The sequence below is a fragment of the Micromonospora sp. WMMD812 genome, assembly GCF_027497215.1.
Classification (GTDB): Bacteria; Actinomycetota; Actinomycetes; order Mycobacteriales; family Micromonosporaceae; genus Micromonospora.
On the sequence record NZ_CP114904.1, the window covers coordinates 1,492,294 to 1,507,496 of the forward strand.

A 15,203-nucleotide genomic window follows, 5' to 3' on the forward strand; every position below is an offset into this window, starting at 1 on the left:
AGTCAGTCGGACGGTAGCCATGGCAGTTCAGGCAATCACTGGGTCGGATATGCGGCGGGCACGTAGGTTCCAACGCGTCTTCCCGGTCCTGATGAAGGTGCTGTGGTCCGGCCGTGACCTGGAGTTCGCGACCAAACGGATCAGGCGACCAGAGCGGCTGAACATCCCGACCCGGCACGGCACGATCGGTGCGCTGGTCTACAGCCCGACGAACACCGATCGTGCGGCGTTGGCTCGTGCGGGCCACCGCCCGCCGGTGCACCTTCTGATCCACGGCGGAGCGTTCATCATCCGGTCGCCGTGGCAGGAAGGCAGCATCGCGCGGTACCTGGCCTCCGAACTGAACACGGCCGTGGTCGTGCCGGACTACGACACCGCGCCGGACGTGCGCTGGCCGGTGTCCGAGGAGCAGAACTACGACGTCTACCGGTGGATCCTCGACAACGGCGTCGCATATGGCTGGGATGTGTCTCGTCTCACGATCGGCGGGGCGAGCGCCGGCAGCAAGTTCGCGATGAGTGTCATCGCTCAGGCCATCACCGACGGCGTCCCCGTTCCCGCCGCGCTGACCTCCGAGTTCGGCTGTGCTGATCTGTCGCGCCCCGACGAGACCCGGACCACCACGATCAAGGACCCGATTGTGTCGACGCGGATGCTCGGACTGGCCCGCCGCACCTACTTCCTCGGCGCCGACCCGCTGGACCCCGGTGTCTCCGTTGCGCTGCACCCGCGTCTCGGGGAGTTCCCGCCGACGCTGATCATGACGGGCGAGCACGATACGCTACGTCACGAGATGAACGACCTCGCCGTCGAGATGGCGCGTCGTGGGGTCGCCGTCACCCACCGCCAGTTCCCGGGCGTCGATCATGGCTTCACTCACAACAAGCCGATTGAGATAGCCCGCGAGGCGGTCTTTATGATCGGCGATCACCTGCGCGCCGCCCACGCCCGGATCGTGACGCCAGCGTAGGGTCGTTGGTGAGGCTAGGAGAGCGACGCATGCCAGGTGATTCCGCAGCAACGCAACGGCGTCTGATCGAGGCGGCGATCGCCGAGTTCGCGGCACTCGGTATCGCGGGCGCCCGCGTCGACCGCATCGCCGCGGCGGCCAAGTCGAACAAGGCCCAGATCTACCAGTACTTCGGCAACAAGGACGCTCTGTTCGACGCAGCCTTCAACGCACTGGTCGTGACGTCCATCCAAGAGGCCCCGATCGACCCGCTGGACCTCCCCGAGTACGCCGGCCGTCTCTTCGACGGGTACGAGAAGCGTCCCGAGCTGCTGCGGATGGCAACCTGGTACCGGCTCGAGCGCGGCGGCACCACCGCACCTCTGGAGCCGGTCGTCGACAACATCCGCGACAAGCTTGACGCCATCGCCGCCGCCCAGGGGCGCGGCGACCTGCCGGGCAACGACGACCCCGTCACCATCCTGGGTCTGGTGCTGCACCTGGCCCAGGTGTGGTCCTCGGCGTCGCCCGAGTTCGCCGTGTTCATCCCGCGGCTGTCCAAAGCTCAGCGTCGCGCCGCCCTCGTCGACGCCGTCCGCCGCGTTTTGACGTACTAGGTCCGCGCGGCTCCTGTTCAGGCCTGGGAGGCCGGCGTTTCGCCTCCGGACACGGGCAGTGCAAGACCGCCGCCGGGTGCGACTGATGGGCCCAGCATCATCCGGACCGCGTCGGTGACGACCCGGCGGCGATGAGACCGCGAGGTCTTCGCGACCTGGCTCTCGAGCTCCGGGAACACGAACGCCCAGAGGAACGACATGTGCAGCACCAGGTTCAGCAGGTCGACCGGCTGCCGCACGGACGGCAACAGTCCCGCGGCCTGGGCCCGCCGGATCTGGGTCAACTCATCCTCGATGGCGCTGGACAGCGCGTCGATCCGCTTCGGCGGGTCCGCCCGTTCCAGGCGGTACCAGATCGCCAGTCGGGCCACCCGCGGGTCATCCTCGTAGCGGTCGAACAGCCTGCCCGCGTAGGCGGGCAGGTCGCCGACATCGATCGGCACCTCGGCTGCGGCCCGGCGGACGATGCTGTCCAGGACGGCGTCGAACAGCCGCTCCTTGCTGCCGAAGTAGTGGTAGATCTGCGCCTTGTTACTGCCCGCTGCGGCCGCGATTCGATCGACGCGAGCGCCGGCGATCCCGTGCGCGGCGAACTCGTCTGCCGCCGCTGAGAGCAGCCTCTGTCGGGTGGCCTGCGCATCCCTGGTCATGCCTGAAGTCTAGTCGACTAACCGGATAGATGAAATGTCAGGCCGACAAGCGCAGCTCAAGGCGCTGATCCCCTCGTCCCCTACCGGCGCGTTCAGCGTTTCAACTAACCGAGTAGTTGACGGCTCGCCGCCCACCATGCTTAGCTTCTAACTAACCGGTCGGGAGATACGACCGGTCCTCACCCCCTTGATGGAAAGAGAGTCAGTGATGAACGGGAACAGGCGGTTGTGGCGGGCGACGGCGGCGCTGGGCGCGACGGCGGCACTGGCCGCGGGGTGCTCGTCGGCGGCGTCGGACCAGGCGGCCGCGCCGGTCGCCGAGCGCCCGCGGGTGGGCATCGTGCTCGGCGGCGGCGGGGAGACCGGCATCGCCTGGCAGACCGCAGTCCTCGCGGCGCTCGGCAAGGCCGGCTTGACCCCGGCGACCGTGGACGTCGTCGTCGGCACCTCCGCCGGCGCGTTGGCCGGAAGCTACTTCAGTGCCGGGCTCGACCTCGAACAGCTCGTCGAGAAGGAGCGAAGCGGTGACGTCGCCACCGCACCGCTGCCCGCGGGTAAGGGCATGACCGCGATCCCGACGGAGATCATCGCGGCGCTGGGCTCCACCGAGGGCACGATCGAGGAACGCGGCCGCAAGGTGGGGGCGCTGGCGATGAAGGCGCCGACCCCGATCTCCAGCGCCGACTTCGTCACCTATGTGTCGAGCATGCTGCCCGGCGCCGACTGGCCGGCGCTGGACTTCCGCCCCACGTCCGTGAACGCCGAGACCGGCCAGACGGTGCTCTGGAAGAAGGCCGACGGCGTGCCGCTGGCGGCGGCCGTTGCCTCTTCCGCGGCGGTACCGGGCTTCCTGCCCACCGTCGAGATCAACGGCCAGCACTACACCGACGCCCCACGTACCTCGTTCTCCGCCGACCTGGTCAAGGAGAAGAACCTCGCCGCAATCATCTACATCGGCATGCCGACGCCAAACCTGTCCAACACTGTGGAGGAGGAGGCGCTGAGCAAGCTCGAGGCCGGCGGCCTGCGCGTCGTCCGGATCACGGGCGGCGAGGGGTCCGAGGAGATCATCCGCAACGCCCTCGACCCCAAGGTGCGGCCGCGCGCCGCTGAGCTCGGCCTCCGCGACGGGGCCGCCGCCACCGCGGCGGTCGAAGCGCTCCTGCACCCCTGACCGATGGTGGCGGGGGTGCCGCAGCCGCGGCGCCCCCGCCACCCAGGCACGCTGGTCGCCCGCACGCAGCCGTAGAACCCGCTCGGGCCTGACCCGCCTCCCCGCCGGATGACTCCGAGCCTCACCGGGGGGAAGGCGCGTCGTCCTGGTGGTCATCGGCGAGCGGGGTCGGCCGACCCGCACTCTCCGGTTCCGGCCGCAGTAGCGCCTTCACCGCATCGACGAGGACTCGCCGACGGTGGCTACGCGCCGTCTTGGAAAACTGCCCCTGCAGCTCCGGGAAGACGAAGGCCCAGAGGAAAGTCATGTGCAGAACGAGGTTCAGCAGGTCAGCCGGACGGTACCGCGACGGCAGAACGCCGGCCTTCTGGGCAGCGCGAATCTGCCGGAGCTCGTCCTTGATGGTCTCCGAGAGCACCTCGAGCTGGGTCGGGTCACTGGGACGCTCGAGCCGGTACCAGGTTGCCAGCCGGGCAATCCGCGGATCGTCCTCGTACGCGTCGAACAAGCGGCCGGCATACCCCGGCAGGTCGTCGACGGTGATCGGAACACTTCCGGCGGTGCGGCCGACGATGTCGTTCATCACCGCGTCGAACAGGCGCTCCTTGCTACCGAAATAGTGGTAGATCTGCGCCTTGTTGCTCTTGGACGCAGTCGCGATGCGGTCAACGCGGGCACCCGCGATTCCGAACTCCGAAAACTCATCGGCGGCCGCATCGAGCAGGCGCCGCCGGGTCGCCTCTGCATCTCGCACCATGAATCCAGCATAACCGACTAACCGGATAGATAAAAGTCGGTGACCTGGGGACGAAGCCCGCCGCCGTCCGCGCTCCCGCCCTGTCCCCGACGGGGCTCGAACACGAAGCGGCTTCGAGCTGCTAACCGAGTAGTTGGTTCAAGGCCAATCCGCCGCACTTACTCAACCACCCAACCGGTCAGTCGTATACCGGCCCGCACTTCTTGTGCGGGCATCCAGTCGCGCCGTGCGGCTCCGCGCAATGTTCCTCACCGCTGACACAACTGAGCAACTCATCCTGGGGGTTTCCGAAATGAGCGACGCCCGCACACCGACGGCGATGCCGTCGCACATCACGATCTTCGGCGCCACCGGGCGAACCGGGCGCGCGTTGCTGCACGCCGCCCGGCAGTCCGGCGTTCGCACGACCGCCCACCTGCGTGACCCGGGCCGACTCGGCGGCGCACCCACCGACCGGATCGTCGCCGGTTCCGTTCTCGACCGCGTCAGCGTGCACGACGCGCTCTCCGGCGCCGGGGCCGCGGTCATCGCCGTCGGCCTGGGCCGCAACCAGCAAGCCCCGCTGTTCACCGCCGGCACGGCCACGATCATCGAGGCCATGCACATGCAGCGGGTACGCCGGCTGATAGTGCTCTCCGAGGCCGCTTACTCCCCGCACACCGCAGGTCTCGTGCCGCGAATCGCGGCCGCCGCCTACCGCGCCGCTGCCGCCACGGCCATCCGACAACGACGCGAGCAGGACACCCTCCTGTACGCGAGTGGACTGCAGTGGACCATCGTGCGCCCCGTCCGGGTCGTCGATCGAGCCGCGCGGGGCCTCCGCACCCACCTCAGCACACCAGCGACCTCCCTGCTCCCCACGACGTACGCCGACCTGGCCACGTTGATCCTCAGCGTCCTACCAGACCCCGCCACCCATCACCACAACCTCTACCCCTGACCAGCTGAGGTCGGCACCGGTCGTCGGGTAGCCACCGCCGACGGAGCAGGGGAACCGGTGACGTCCGTACCATGGGTCGGGTGATCGACTCCTGGCTACCCGCACTGCTCGTCTGGGTAGTGACGTGAGGCGTCGTGTGGTGGGCATCATTGCCCTTGTCGCACTGTCGACGTCCCAGGGCGGGTGTTCCTGGCCGTTCGACTGTCCGGAGCCGGAGGTGACGGTCGACGCGTCCGTACACACCGAGACCGCGCCGATCGAGCCGGAGCTGCAGCCGCTGGGCCGGGTCCTGGAGGTTCACTGGTGGGAGTGGACAGAAAGCGGCCGCTGCGACTTCAACGTTGGCGACCTCTTCCTGTTACGGGAGGGCGCGGCCCGGGTTGCGCCGGCCGACGTTGCCAGACTCACCGAGTTGACGACAGTCTTGACTGGGGATGTCCCCGACGATGCCGCTCCGCACCCGCGGCTGTCGTCCTGGCTTCCGGCCGCACCAGAGTGGCGCGGCGGGACCGGGCTCGATTGGAGCGACGGCGAGGAAGGCTCGTTCGTGTCAGTCTCATACTTGCTGGACTCGGCGAGCGGCGTCGTCTACTTCCGATCCGACGCCGACTACGATCCGACGTCGGCTCCGGCCTCACCCTCCTGACGCGGTCCTCGGCGACCGACCCACCGGTTGCAGCCGGCATCACTACGGAACCCGCCGGTCGAGATTCGGGGTCGAAACCTCGGTGAAACGAGACCCAGGTCCGGAGACGGATTCGCCAGGTATGTGGTGGGACTAGACAAGGCGCGCATCTCACGTGAAGTTGGCACCTCGCACGAAGTGTCCCGGCGACCTACTCGTCTGCCGCACGGTTCAGGCGCTCGAACGCGAGCTGGGTCGTCCTTTCTTCGATCGCAGCAAGCACCATGTGGAGTTGACCAAGACCGGACGCGCCACGCTGGACAGCGCCCGGGCCACGATCGCGGCCGCCGAGGCCGTTCGCGACGCCGCGCGGCAGACGTGTACGGCGGAATGCTTACAGGCGTCGACAGCCCCACCTTGACAGCGCCCCGCTCCTGCCGTCGGTCGGTCCCGGCGCGTCCAACGTGATCGTCTCGACGGAATGGGGAGTTCCGATGCCGCGGACGACCGCGGCGCGGGTCGTACCATGACGTGGCGTCCTGTCCGGCGGAGCTTCGATCAACCGCGTGCGCCGCTGGTCGTGGCGGCGGTGTCGGCGTAGAGCTGGGCGCTGGTGATGCGGCCGGCCGCGACTCCGAAGAGCCAGAGGTTCTGAAAGACGACCGTCTTGCCGGTCGCCTGGAGTACCGCCGTGTTGGTGAGTCGGGCGATGACGTGGTCGTCAGCGGCGAGGACGTCATCGACGACGGTGTCGAACGACTTCCAGACGCCGCCGCCGCCCGCGATCTTCGCGAAGAAGTCGTCGAAGGCCGCAGGGCCGGTGAACTCGCCGCCGTAGGGCAGCGTCCTGGGCAGGGTGAGGACGACGTCGTCGCGCAGTATCGGCAGGATGCGGCTCCGGTCGCGGTTCTGGAACAGTTGGGTGACGGCGTACGTCATTTCGGCCCTGCTGTACGTTTCGCGAGTGCCCGGCGCCTTCGCCGCCGCTTCGAGCGACTCGGCGGCCCCGACGTCGGTGCCGATCACTCCGCCTGCGAAGGAGAAGTTGCCCGGCGGGATCACGGTCATGATGACGAACACGTCGGCGGGACGGACACCCGGACGCTCTTCGAGCAGGCGGGCCAGCGTCCGGTAGAACCTCCGCTTGGCCCGCTCACCACGATCCAGACCGTCGGTGATCATGAACACGATCCAGTCATCGGAGCGTGGGCCACCGCGGAAGCCACGATTGAAGATCATCTCGCCCGGGTCGTACTGGTGGATGAGCTGGAAGTTGTCATCGGGTTTCATGTCCAGCTCGGCGACCAGCGCATCGTGCACCGACCGCGAGACGGCGGCGAGATACTGGTCCGACTTACCGCGGGCCAGCGAGATGTTGACAAAGGGCATGTGCGCTCCTCTCGGAGACCGGTGGCCTGGGCGGCGTCCTGTCAATCATGTCGAGCCGAAGGCGTTCCAGGCAGCGGTCCGAGAAAGTGAAAGTTTCCGCCGGGTGCTGGTGTGGCACCCGGACAGATCGGCCACGAAGCCGGGTCGTCGTCCCTGCACGACGCAGGGCCGGGGGCGATCGACAAGACAGGGTCAAGACGCTGCCCAGGCTCTTGGAGTTTGCATCGTGTACCTCGATGCCGTGGACGTCTGGCACTCGCCCGGCTGAGGGCCGACTAACCTCAGCACTCAACGCCAGCCGGTAGCGACTACAGGAGATTGTGCTTACGGGCGAAGTCCGGGAACTCCGCTCCGGCGCAGGGCAGACGAGCACCAGTTGCTCTCAGTGCCTCAATGAGGTTCCCCGCAGCCGTCAAGGTTTGCTTGCCGTCCCGGCAGGCGCCGGCGAGAAGCCAGATGGTGCCGTGGACGCGGGCGCCGTGGGCGCGGGCGACCTGCGTCGCGTTCCTGTCGTCCGTGATGGCCACGCCTCGCCGTAGTTCAGCGGCCGCGACAACGGATGCTTCCCCGAGGTCGCGCTCGCCCGAGCCAAGCCGTGCTGCCCATTTGGTAAAGCACCGCACCTCATCGAGCGTGTCTAGTTGGGCAGTGGCCAGCCAGTCCGCCTCGCATGCGAGGGCCAGCTCACGATGATCCTCAGATCCCGCCCGCAACTCCGCCCGAACCACCTGAGTTGTCCAACAATCAGCGTCGAGCAGAAGCCCAAGAGGTGGTCACGGCGCCCATCTCGTCGCGGTCAAGGATGAGCTGACATGGGGACGACCCCCGACGGGGGCCGAGTAGGTCGCACCAACGGCTCCGGCTGGGTGGCAGGGCTGTCTACACCCGCAGGGTTGCGGCCGTCTGGTGATACCTGGCCCACGGTTGTTGCTATGGGTTGCGCCGCCTTCTTGCTGCCTGGGCTGCCCTTCCGTCGGCCTCGACCAGCCGCCGAGCCGGCGCGTCAGATTGCGACCGGGTGGCGCGGTTCGTAGAGACCGAGTTCACCGCCACCGGGCAGCCGCAGTGCGGTGCGCAGCCCCCACCGTTCCTCGGTGACCGGGATCGTGAACTCGACGCCCTTCGCGGCCAGGTCGGCCATGGTCGCCGCGACGTCGTCACACATGAGGAAGAGCTCGTGGGCCGGCTCGCCCTCGGTCGGGTGCATGGCGAGCTCGGCCGGCGGGAGCTTGAAGATGAGCCAGCCATGGCCGGCGTCGACGTGGTGGTAGCCGAGCGTGTCCCGGAAGAAGGTGCGGTCCGCCTCTGGGTCGCGGCTGTAGATGATCACATGAGCACCATTGATCATTCACCGACCATAACGCTGAGGTCCGACGTGGCAACGCCACTCTCGTCAGAAAATCTTGGACAAGACAGAGAACCGATGTGTGACAACCTGCGGCGCGACGGCCTCCGGCACTCCAACTCCAGCACCATGATCGTGATGATGATGGCAAGAACCACATCGCTGGCCGCCGCCAGTCGGCTGGTACTCAGCGGGCCACCTCCTGAGCGATGGAAGCCACCAACGCCGCGACCGCGAGCAGGAAATAGCCGACCGTCGTGTTGACGAAATGGTGCTCGTGAGCACGCACGTGGAACCCGATCGCTCCCAGAAAGAACAGAACTAGCCCGACCGCGGCCGCAACGCCGATGTACCGGACACCAAGAACCCCGAGGAGCAGGCCCACGGCGCCAGCGGCCTTGAGCGTGCCGAGCAGCGGCAGCCAGGAGGTGGGGACACCGACTTTGGTCGAGTTGGCCAGGACGAAGTTAGCCCGGGTGAAGTCGGCCGTGGCGGCGTACATGTTAGCCACGACCGCGCCAACCGTGACGACCTCGCAAAGAATGAGAACAGCCATTGGCTTCCTCCCAATTCGGCTGGCAGGTGAGATCCCCGGCGCTGCCAGGAACCCACCCGGAGCTCCGGCTACGCCGCACCGTCGGGTCATATGGCAAGACAGCGCAGCTCTTGGATTTGTGACGCGACGGCACAAGGGCCTTGTCTGGCTCACCGCGCTGGCGCCATGACCGGGGCCAGCAGGGAGCAGTCAACATCCAGGCTCCAGAAATTTCGCTCACCAGCCGTCACACGCCGCAAGGTTGCCTTGTCTCAGCTGGTACCGGGACGGCATGGCCCCCCGGCGGGCACACCGACCCACGCCGATACGACGCGGAGACTTTCACTCCTCAGGCGACGCACTGCTGGTCGGCTGGATCGGCTTGGCCGCGTTTGCCGCATACGGGATGGCACTGGTCATCGTGGCCCGCTCATACTGGTGTCGGACCACTTCTGTGCATGGCGACGCAGAGTGACCGCCAGCGGTCAGTTAGCTCCCCACCCGTGCCTGAGCGAATTCGCCGGCGATGTTGCCGCGAGCGACAAGCTCGGCGTCGACGATCACTCGGCAGTACGGTGCGGTGAGGCGGTGGCCCTGGCGTTGCAGGCAGCAGCGGGGCTGGACTGGCACCGGCATCAGCACTAGCCGGTCGGGCGGGATGACCGGAAGTAGGCTCATGCGGGCGTGTGGTTCGTCATGATCGAGGCGTGAGTGCCAGGATGCCGAGCTTTGTGCACTCCAATCCGGCATGGGGCGCCACAGCCGGTGAACGTTCAGGTTGAGTGAGACGCACGTGCGCCGGCACCAGGGTCGCCTCGGGGGGCGAACAGGACCCGTCGATCGTCGCGTGGCACCAGCTGCCGATTGGCGGGCGGCAGGGTGGGCGGGCGTCGACAATCGTAAGAGTGCCACTCGCCTTCGTCCTGCACCACCACCGCAAACCACGACCGCACTTCGACCTACGGCTCGAGGAGAACGGTGTGCTGCGCTCCTGGGCGGTCCCCCGTGGCCTGCCGGACAATCCCAGCAACAACCGGCTCGCGATCGCCGTACCCGACCACCACCTCGATCACCTCACCTACGAGGACGCTGACAAGTCGATCGCCGACATCGGCACGTGGGAGGAGCACGACCGCACCGAACGCCGCATGGTGTTCACGTTGCACGGCCGCGCCGGCCCTCGGCGGTACGCGCTCATCCGTACCGGCGAGGGGTGGCTCCTCCACTTCACGAAAGAGCAGCCTTCGAACGAGCATGGATGAACGTTGCCGAGGGTGCCGCGGAGGATCGGTCTGGAAACCGCGCTGCCGACACCGACGATTGGGCCAGGTAGCCCTGAGAGATCGAACAGCGTCCACCCCGGACAGCTCGGCACCGGCACGTCGAGGCTGGGCGCCGCAGCGACCGCGGCGCGGAAGGCTTGCTGCAGAGGGTGTGCTCGGCGGCGAGGTGCTGGTAGCGGACCAGCAGCTTTACGGCTCGCGGCAGCCAGTCGTCCGGTGTCACCGCGCCGATCCGGCCGCCGTCAGTGGTCTCGCACCACAGCGTCAGCAACTCGTCGGCGAACGGATTCCACACCGTCAGCGCCTCACGCATCGTCTCGATCTGAGTATTCGGCTGCCGCTGCTCCAGGATTCGGCGCACATCGCCCGCCGATACACGACGTCCGGGTCGCCGGCGCGCTGATCGCTCGGAGCCGGGGTGCACCGCAGCCGTTCGGCGAACGGCGCGATCTCCTCCAGAACACCCAAGGCGGCGTCGCGCTCGCCAGCTCGCAGCAGCCACGCCACAACGCCCGGCGGTCCGCGGGCAGGCCCAGCCGCTGCGCCCGGTCGATCTCGTCGGGGCGCAGCGGACCGCCCGCCGCCGACGCCCCGGTCGCGAACCCGCCGTGAACCACCTCCGGCGTCACCCGCGCCGGCAGACCTCTCACCGGGGTACGCGAACCGATGTCCAGCCCTCCCCCGGCCATCCCGTCCACGACCTGCTGCCAGCGGCGTACCCGCAGCTCCGCCCGCTGGCGGGTGGCCGCGTCCTCATGCGTCCCGGCGGTCGTCAGGGCACACGCCAGCTGGCCCAGGGGGAAGCCCACGCCGACGCGGATGTCGTTGTCGCTCACGCCAGCGTGGCGGGCCCCGCCCCCGCGCCCTCCGGGATGCAAGCCCGGTGCTCTCCTTACCTCCCACCCCCTCAGCAAGGGGATCGACCTCGACCAGGTCTCCTACTTCGTCTCGCGGATCACACTGCGTTGCACTCGCCAGCCCGGCATGGCCATCTGGCGTAAGCGCCTCTTCATCGCCCTCGCCCACAACGCCGCCAGCCATGCCGAATTCCTTAACCTGCCCGAGGAGGACACCATCGTCCTCAGCGCCGAAGTCCCCGTCTGAGCCACTTCAGTTCGACATCGGGAACCGCTTCGGCCATGGGCACTCGATCCGCTGCGAGGCATGCGCGCGCCGACGGGCCCGGTCCGCGCACGTCTCCGACGTCGTGACATCTAAACGTCGCTCGGTGCCTCCGTTCCGCTCCGGGAGCCTTGTCGCTGTCACCGTCGCTGCCGACGGCAGCCTGCCGTTGCTAGTGGCCACCCCACGTGGTGTCCCGGCAGGCGATCGCGTGCGCGAGGGTCGTGTGAGTGGGTTGCGATGCCGTGCGGTATCACGCCGAAAGGACCGTGTCGATGGTCAGCATCCTGGTACATCTCCTGCTGGGAGTACTTGCGGTCGCGGCAATCTTCCTCGCCGTCATCCTCGGTGTCGCCCTGCTCGCCCGGTGTGGGCCGCCCTACTGACGGGGAGCCCCGAGGCCCAGGGCCGCGGGACCCCAGCGACGAAATCCGGGAGGCCACGGGACGGGTGCCGAACCTCTGGTTCGGGGACGCCGACGAGCACGAGGCCCCGGGTCAGCGGTTTCACATCGAGGTCTATGTGGCGCCCGGAGGTGGCCGAGCAACGGATCGCCGCTGCCGTCGCCGCGGGTGGGACCGTCGTCGATGACAGCAACGCGCCCTCGCTCACCGTGATCGCCGACCAGGACGGCAACAAGGGAATCATCTGCGTCGACGCGTCTGCTGCGAGGAAGGATTGAACCGGCAGCTCGGGGTGACCCGTGGCCTCGCCGCAGGTCACTTCGGCCCGAAGGATCGAATACCGTGAACGGCATGGCTACCGAGTCGTCGTACACGATCGCGCCTCTCAGCCCCGAGACCTGGTACGCCTTCGATGCGCTGGTGCAGCGGCACAACGGCATCTTCGGGGGCTGTTGGTGCATCTGGTTCCACCCTGACGGGCCCGAGCGCGGCCAGGGCGCGGAGGCCAACCGGGCGCTGAATAAGGCCTACGTCGAGCAGGGCAAGGCGCACGCCGCACTGGTGATGGACGGCGACGAGGCCATCGCGTGGGCTGAATATGGCACCCCGGTCGAGTTGCCCACCCTCCACCACCGCAAGGAGTACGACGCCACCAAGACCGCGGACCCCGATTACCGGATCACCTGCGTCTTCGTCGACAAGCGCCACCGACGACGGGGCGTGACGGAGCTGGCGATCACCGGTGCGCTCGACCTGATCGCGCAGGCCGGCGGAGGGCGGGTCGAGAGCTATCCCCACGACCTGACCAACCAGGCCAAGAAGATGTCGTCGTCGTTCCTCTACAACGGCACCCGTCGACTCTACGAGCGGCTCGGCTTCACCTACGACCGGCCCAAAGGGCTGAAGAACTGCGTCATGGTGAAGACGGTCGATCCTGCATGAGGCCAGTCACCACCACCTGGCTGCAAACCTACGGCGACGCCGCCTTCGACGCCCTCAACCAGCAGGCGATCCAGATCGTCACCACCCACGCCGCAGCAGCCACCGACGACGTCCGCGCCAGGATGAGAGCCGCGTTCGTGACCTCAGCCCGCCACGAACTGCGCTTCTTCGCCGCACCCCTCGAACAGGGCTCCCCGCCCGCGACTTGGACAGGCGCATAGCGACGGGCGTTCCGGCCGGCGCGGTGAAAGCGCAGGCCCGGTGCCCGACCATCGTCTGATCATCATCGGCTCCTTCTCGCGCGCGGGCTGCCGGCCCGCCTCTCACGCCGCCGGGGCCGGGACCGCCCGGGCGTCGGCGGACTGGACGATTAGGGTGCGGGCGACGCCGGCCATCCAGAGGAAAGTGAAGGCGATGACGGTGGGATTCTTGACGGCCACGACGACCGCCTCCACCATCGCCCGATCCGCCTCGGGCACGGCGAGCGCGATGACCGTGTTGGGGATGACGTCGAAGATGACGAACGCGACCGCCAACACGACCCACTGGAGCCAGAACGCGGCGCGCCGCGCGTCGATGCCGGCGGTGAGCCGCGACCAGGCCGCGTGGCGGTCGATCCCGGCCGCGGCCAACTCCCGCATCATGATCCGGACGATCAGGACGAGCAGGAGCAGGCGGACGAGTGTCACCAGCACCTCGGTCGTGACGGCCACCGGGGTCGGCAGGTCTTGCCGCACGACGAGGAACCGCTGGACGGTCGGCACGAGCGATAACCCGAGGATCGACAGGGGGTGATGGGCGTAGGTGCGCGCCGCCCAGCGGAGGGCGGCCATGCTCACTGTGAGTGCCTGTCTCATACTTCATAATGATGGAGTATCCACATAGCTGAAGCAATGGGTGAGTCTTATGCGTGACTACGGCTGGGAACTCAGCACGGCGGTGGTGCTGTTCCACGAGGCGATCGCCCGACGCCTCGGCCTAAACGCCGCCGAACACAAGGCCCTCGGCCTCATCGCGCGGTCCGGTCCGATCCCCACCGGCGCCCTCGCGCCCGAACTCGGCGTGGGCATCACGGCCGTCACCGGCATCGTCGACCGACTCGAACGCGCCGGGTACGTGCGCCGGGAGCCGGACCCCACCGATCGCCGCCGTGTGCTCCTTGTCGCGAACCAGGCGGCGGTGCCCGACCTGGGCGGGATCTTCGCGGACCTCGGCCGGGAGATGTACGCCTTCATGTCCAGGTACGACGAGCGCGAGATGGCCGCGATCGTCGACTACATAGAAAACACGATCCGGGTCCTGAAGGCGCAGACCACCAGGCTCACCGAGCAGTCCTGAGGCGTCCCCGCCACGGAAGCAGTGGGCCGGACGATCTCCGCGACGTAGGTTGGCCCGGCGGGCGAAGCGGTTACCGTGGTCGAGCGCAGTCACCCCTCGCGGTGAGCTGGTTCTCCGCAGGCGGGTTGCTGAAACCGGCCGTCATCGGGTGACCGACGAGCATTGCGCCAACGCAGGCCAGGGGTGAACCGCCAACTCTCCGCTACTCGAGGCAGGCGGGCCACGACGCGTGGCGACACATCTCCTCTGCTACGGCTCGGCAGATACCGGACGGCCGACGTCGGTGGTGACTTGGGGGTCGCTGACTTCGAGCTCGTCGATTCGCTCGAACCGGTGTCGGTGACCCGGTGCGCGGCAGAGCGCGACACGCCAAACAGCAGACCGATCTGCCGCATCGTCAGGTTCGTGCGCCAGCACGTGGCCACCAGCAGCACCCGGTCGGCGAGATCCTCGCCTGGTGAGCACCAACCCGCTGACGAGCAACGACTTCACCGAGATACGAGACGCCCCTTAGCAGGGCCGGGGGTCTGGGGCGGAGTCCCGACGTCTTCGAGGTCATGTCGCCCGTTAGGGCCGGTCGGCCCGGCCGGTGCCGGCCGGAGGTCACCAGCAGGCGGGGCCTGCGGACCGCTCTGGCGGGCCGCCTCGATACATAAGGGTCATTATGGTGCCAGCCTGCACCATAGGGACCGCTCGGGGTTCCGTCAGGAGTCGCCCACGCCGCTCCTTCCGTCGGCCGGGCAGTATGTGTCGGCTCTGTTCATGAACTGAAGGCAGTGTGAAATCAAGTCGGTGCCATTGCTACAGCGAAATACGGCGACAAAACCTGATAACGAGATCATGAAAGCCGCGTCTCTGTCTTTGCCTCTGACCTCGACCAACAGCACACGCTCGTGAGGTTCATTGACGAGCACAAGGCCATTTGGTAGGCCAGCCCGCCGGGGTTGATGGTCAAACCGCGGATCGCAGACGACAGGCGGAGCCTAACTGGGTGTTGCCGGCGCCTGCCAGTGACGCCCAGTCGTAGAATTTCGTCCCTTAGAGCCGTAGCTGCAACGCTTCCACCCCAATGCTGGTGGCGCGAGCGGCCGCTGCTGTAGCCCGGAGATCCGTCCAACTGCTGCCATGCGCGA

At 67.8% G+C, this 15,203-nt stretch carries 17 protein-coding genes and 1 pseudogene; 10 read left to right on the forward strand and 8 right to left on the reverse strand.

What is annotated here, in order from left to right; all coding sequences use genetic code 11:
- Nucleotides 1-91: 91 nt before the first annotated feature.
- Entirely contained in the window at nucleotides 92-970 is an 879-nt protein-coding gene (locus O7603_RS06845) for an alpha/beta hydrolase fold domain-containing protein (protein ID WP_281574828.1), read from the forward strand.
- 29 nt (nucleotides 971-999) lie between these two features.
- Entirely contained in the window at nucleotides 1,000-1,566 is a 567-nt protein-coding gene (locus O7603_RS06850) for a TetR family transcriptional regulator (RefSeq protein WP_281574829.1), read from the forward strand.
- Nucleotides 1,567-1,583: 17 nt separating this feature from the next.
- On the opposite strand, the gene O7603_RS06855 is transcribed toward O7603_RS06850, so the two are convergent.
- Nucleotides 1,584-2,216: a TetR family transcriptional regulator gene (locus O7603_RS06855; protein WP_281574830.1), complete on the reverse strand. Its 633-nt coding sequence runs from the start codon at nucleotides 2,214-2,216 to the stop codon at nucleotides 1,584-1,586.
- Nucleotides 2,217-2,424: 208 nt separating this feature from the next.
- Here O7603_RS06855 and O7603_RS06860 point away from each other — a divergent pair, with 208 nt between their 5' ends.
- A complete protein-coding gene (locus O7603_RS06860; protein WP_281574831.1) occupies nucleotides 2,425-3,390 on the forward strand; it encodes a patatin-like phospholipase family protein in 966 nt (321 codons plus the stop codon).
- A gap of 121 nt (nucleotides 3,391-3,511) precedes the next feature.
- Here the strand turns inward: O7603_RS06860 and O7603_RS06865 are convergent, their stop codons facing one another.
- Nucleotides 3,512-4,147 (reverse strand): TetR family transcriptional regulator, encoded by a 636-nt coding sequence (locus O7603_RS06865; protein ID WP_281574832.1) that lies wholly within the window; start codon nucleotides 4,145-4,147, stop codon nucleotides 3,512-3,514.
- Between the two features lie 292 nt (nucleotides 4,148-4,439).
- On the opposite strand from O7603_RS06865, the gene O7603_RS06870 reads away from it, so the two are divergent.
- On the forward strand, nucleotides 4,440-5,087 hold the full coding sequence (locus tag O7603_RS06870) for an NAD(P)-binding oxidoreductase (protein ID WP_281574833.1): 648 nt from the start codon (nucleotides 4,440-4,442) through the stop codon (nucleotides 5,085-5,087).
- 139 nt (nucleotides 5,088-5,226) lie between these two features.
- A complete protein-coding gene (locus O7603_RS06875; RefSeq protein ID WP_281574834.1) occupies nucleotides 5,227-5,733 on the forward strand; it encodes a hypothetical protein in 507 nt (168 codons plus the stop codon).
- Nucleotides 5,734-6,270: 537 nt separating this feature from the next.
- Here O7603_RS06875 and O7603_RS06880 read toward each other — a convergent pair.
- The 3 genes from O7603_RS06880 to O7603_RS06890 form a co-directional block, all read right to left on the reverse strand.
- Complete coding sequence (locus tag O7603_RS06880; protein WP_281574835.1) at nucleotides 6,271-7,101, reverse strand: tautomerase family protein; 831 nt, start codon at nucleotides 7,099-7,101, stop codon at nucleotides 6,271-6,273.
- Nucleotides 7,102-8,104: 1,003 nt separating this feature from the next.
- Complete coding sequence (locus O7603_RS06885; protein ID WP_281574836.1) at nucleotides 8,105-8,449, reverse strand: VOC family protein; 345 nt, start codon at nucleotides 8,447-8,449, stop codon at nucleotides 8,105-8,107.
- 184 nt (nucleotides 8,450-8,633) lie between these two features.
- Entirely contained in the window at nucleotides 8,634-9,002 is a 369-nt protein-coding gene (locus O7603_RS06890) for a DoxX family protein (protein ID WP_281574837.1), read from the reverse strand.
- Between the two features lie 884 nt (nucleotides 9,003-9,886).
- On the opposite strand from O7603_RS06890, the gene O7603_RS06895 reads away from it, so the two are divergent.
- Entirely contained in the window at nucleotides 9,887-10,243 is a 357-nt protein-coding gene (locus tag O7603_RS06895; protein WP_281574838.1) for a DNA polymerase ligase N-terminal domain-containing protein, read from the forward strand.
- Here O7603_RS06895 and O7603_RS06900 read toward each other — a convergent pair.
- Nucleotides 10,209-10,625: a hypothetical protein gene (locus O7603_RS06900; RefSeq protein ID WP_281574839.1), complete on the reverse strand. Its 417-nt coding sequence runs from the start codon at nucleotides 10,623-10,625 to the stop codon at nucleotides 10,209-10,211. The genes O7603_RS06895 and O7603_RS06900 overlap by 35 nt on opposite strands.
- Before the next feature lie 1,296 nt (nucleotides 10,626-11,921).
- Here O7603_RS06900 and O7603_RS06905 point away from each other — a divergent pair.
- From O7603_RS06905 to O7603_RS06915, 3 genes are all read left to right on the forward strand, one after another.
- Complete coding sequence (locus O7603_RS06905) at nucleotides 11,922-12,068, forward strand: hypothetical protein (protein ID WP_281574840.1); 147 nt, start codon at nucleotides 11,922-11,924, stop codon at nucleotides 12,066-12,068.
- A gap of 73 nt (nucleotides 12,069-12,141) precedes the next feature.
- The gene (locus O7603_RS06910; protein ID WP_281574841.1) at nucleotides 12,142-12,732 is read left to right on the forward strand and encodes a GNAT family N-acetyltransferase; all 591 of its coding nucleotides are present in this window, start codon (nucleotides 12,142-12,144) and stop codon (nucleotides 12,730-12,732) included.
- A complete protein-coding gene (locus tag O7603_RS06915; RefSeq protein ID WP_281574842.1) occupies nucleotides 12,729-12,953 on the forward strand; it encodes a hypothetical protein in 225 nt (74 codons plus the stop codon). Before O7603_RS06910 ends, O7603_RS06915 begins: the two co-directional genes overlap by 4 nt.
- 102 nt (nucleotides 12,954-13,055) lie before the next feature.
- On the opposite strand, the gene O7603_RS06920 is transcribed toward O7603_RS06915, so the two are convergent.
- The gene (locus O7603_RS06920) at nucleotides 13,056-13,589 is read right to left on the reverse strand and encodes a hypothetical protein (protein WP_281574843.1); all 534 of its coding nucleotides are present in this window, start codon (nucleotides 13,587-13,589) and stop codon (nucleotides 13,056-13,058) included.
- Nucleotides 13,590-13,638: 49 nt separating this feature from the next.
- Here O7603_RS06920 and O7603_RS06925 point away from each other — a divergent pair, with 49 nt between their 5' ends.
- Nucleotides 13,639-14,070, forward strand: a complete 432-nt coding sequence (locus tag O7603_RS06925) for a MarR family transcriptional regulator (RefSeq protein ID WP_281574844.1) — start codon at nucleotides 13,639-13,641, stop codon at nucleotides 14,068-14,070.
- 335 nt (nucleotides 14,071-14,405) lie between these two features.
- Here O7603_RS06925 and O7603_RS06930 read toward each other — a convergent pair.
- Nucleotides 14,406-14,629, reverse strand: a pseudogene (locus O7603_RS06930) (transposase family protein); the annotation flags it as partial.
- Between the last annotated feature and the right edge of the window lie 574 nt (nucleotides 14,630-15,203).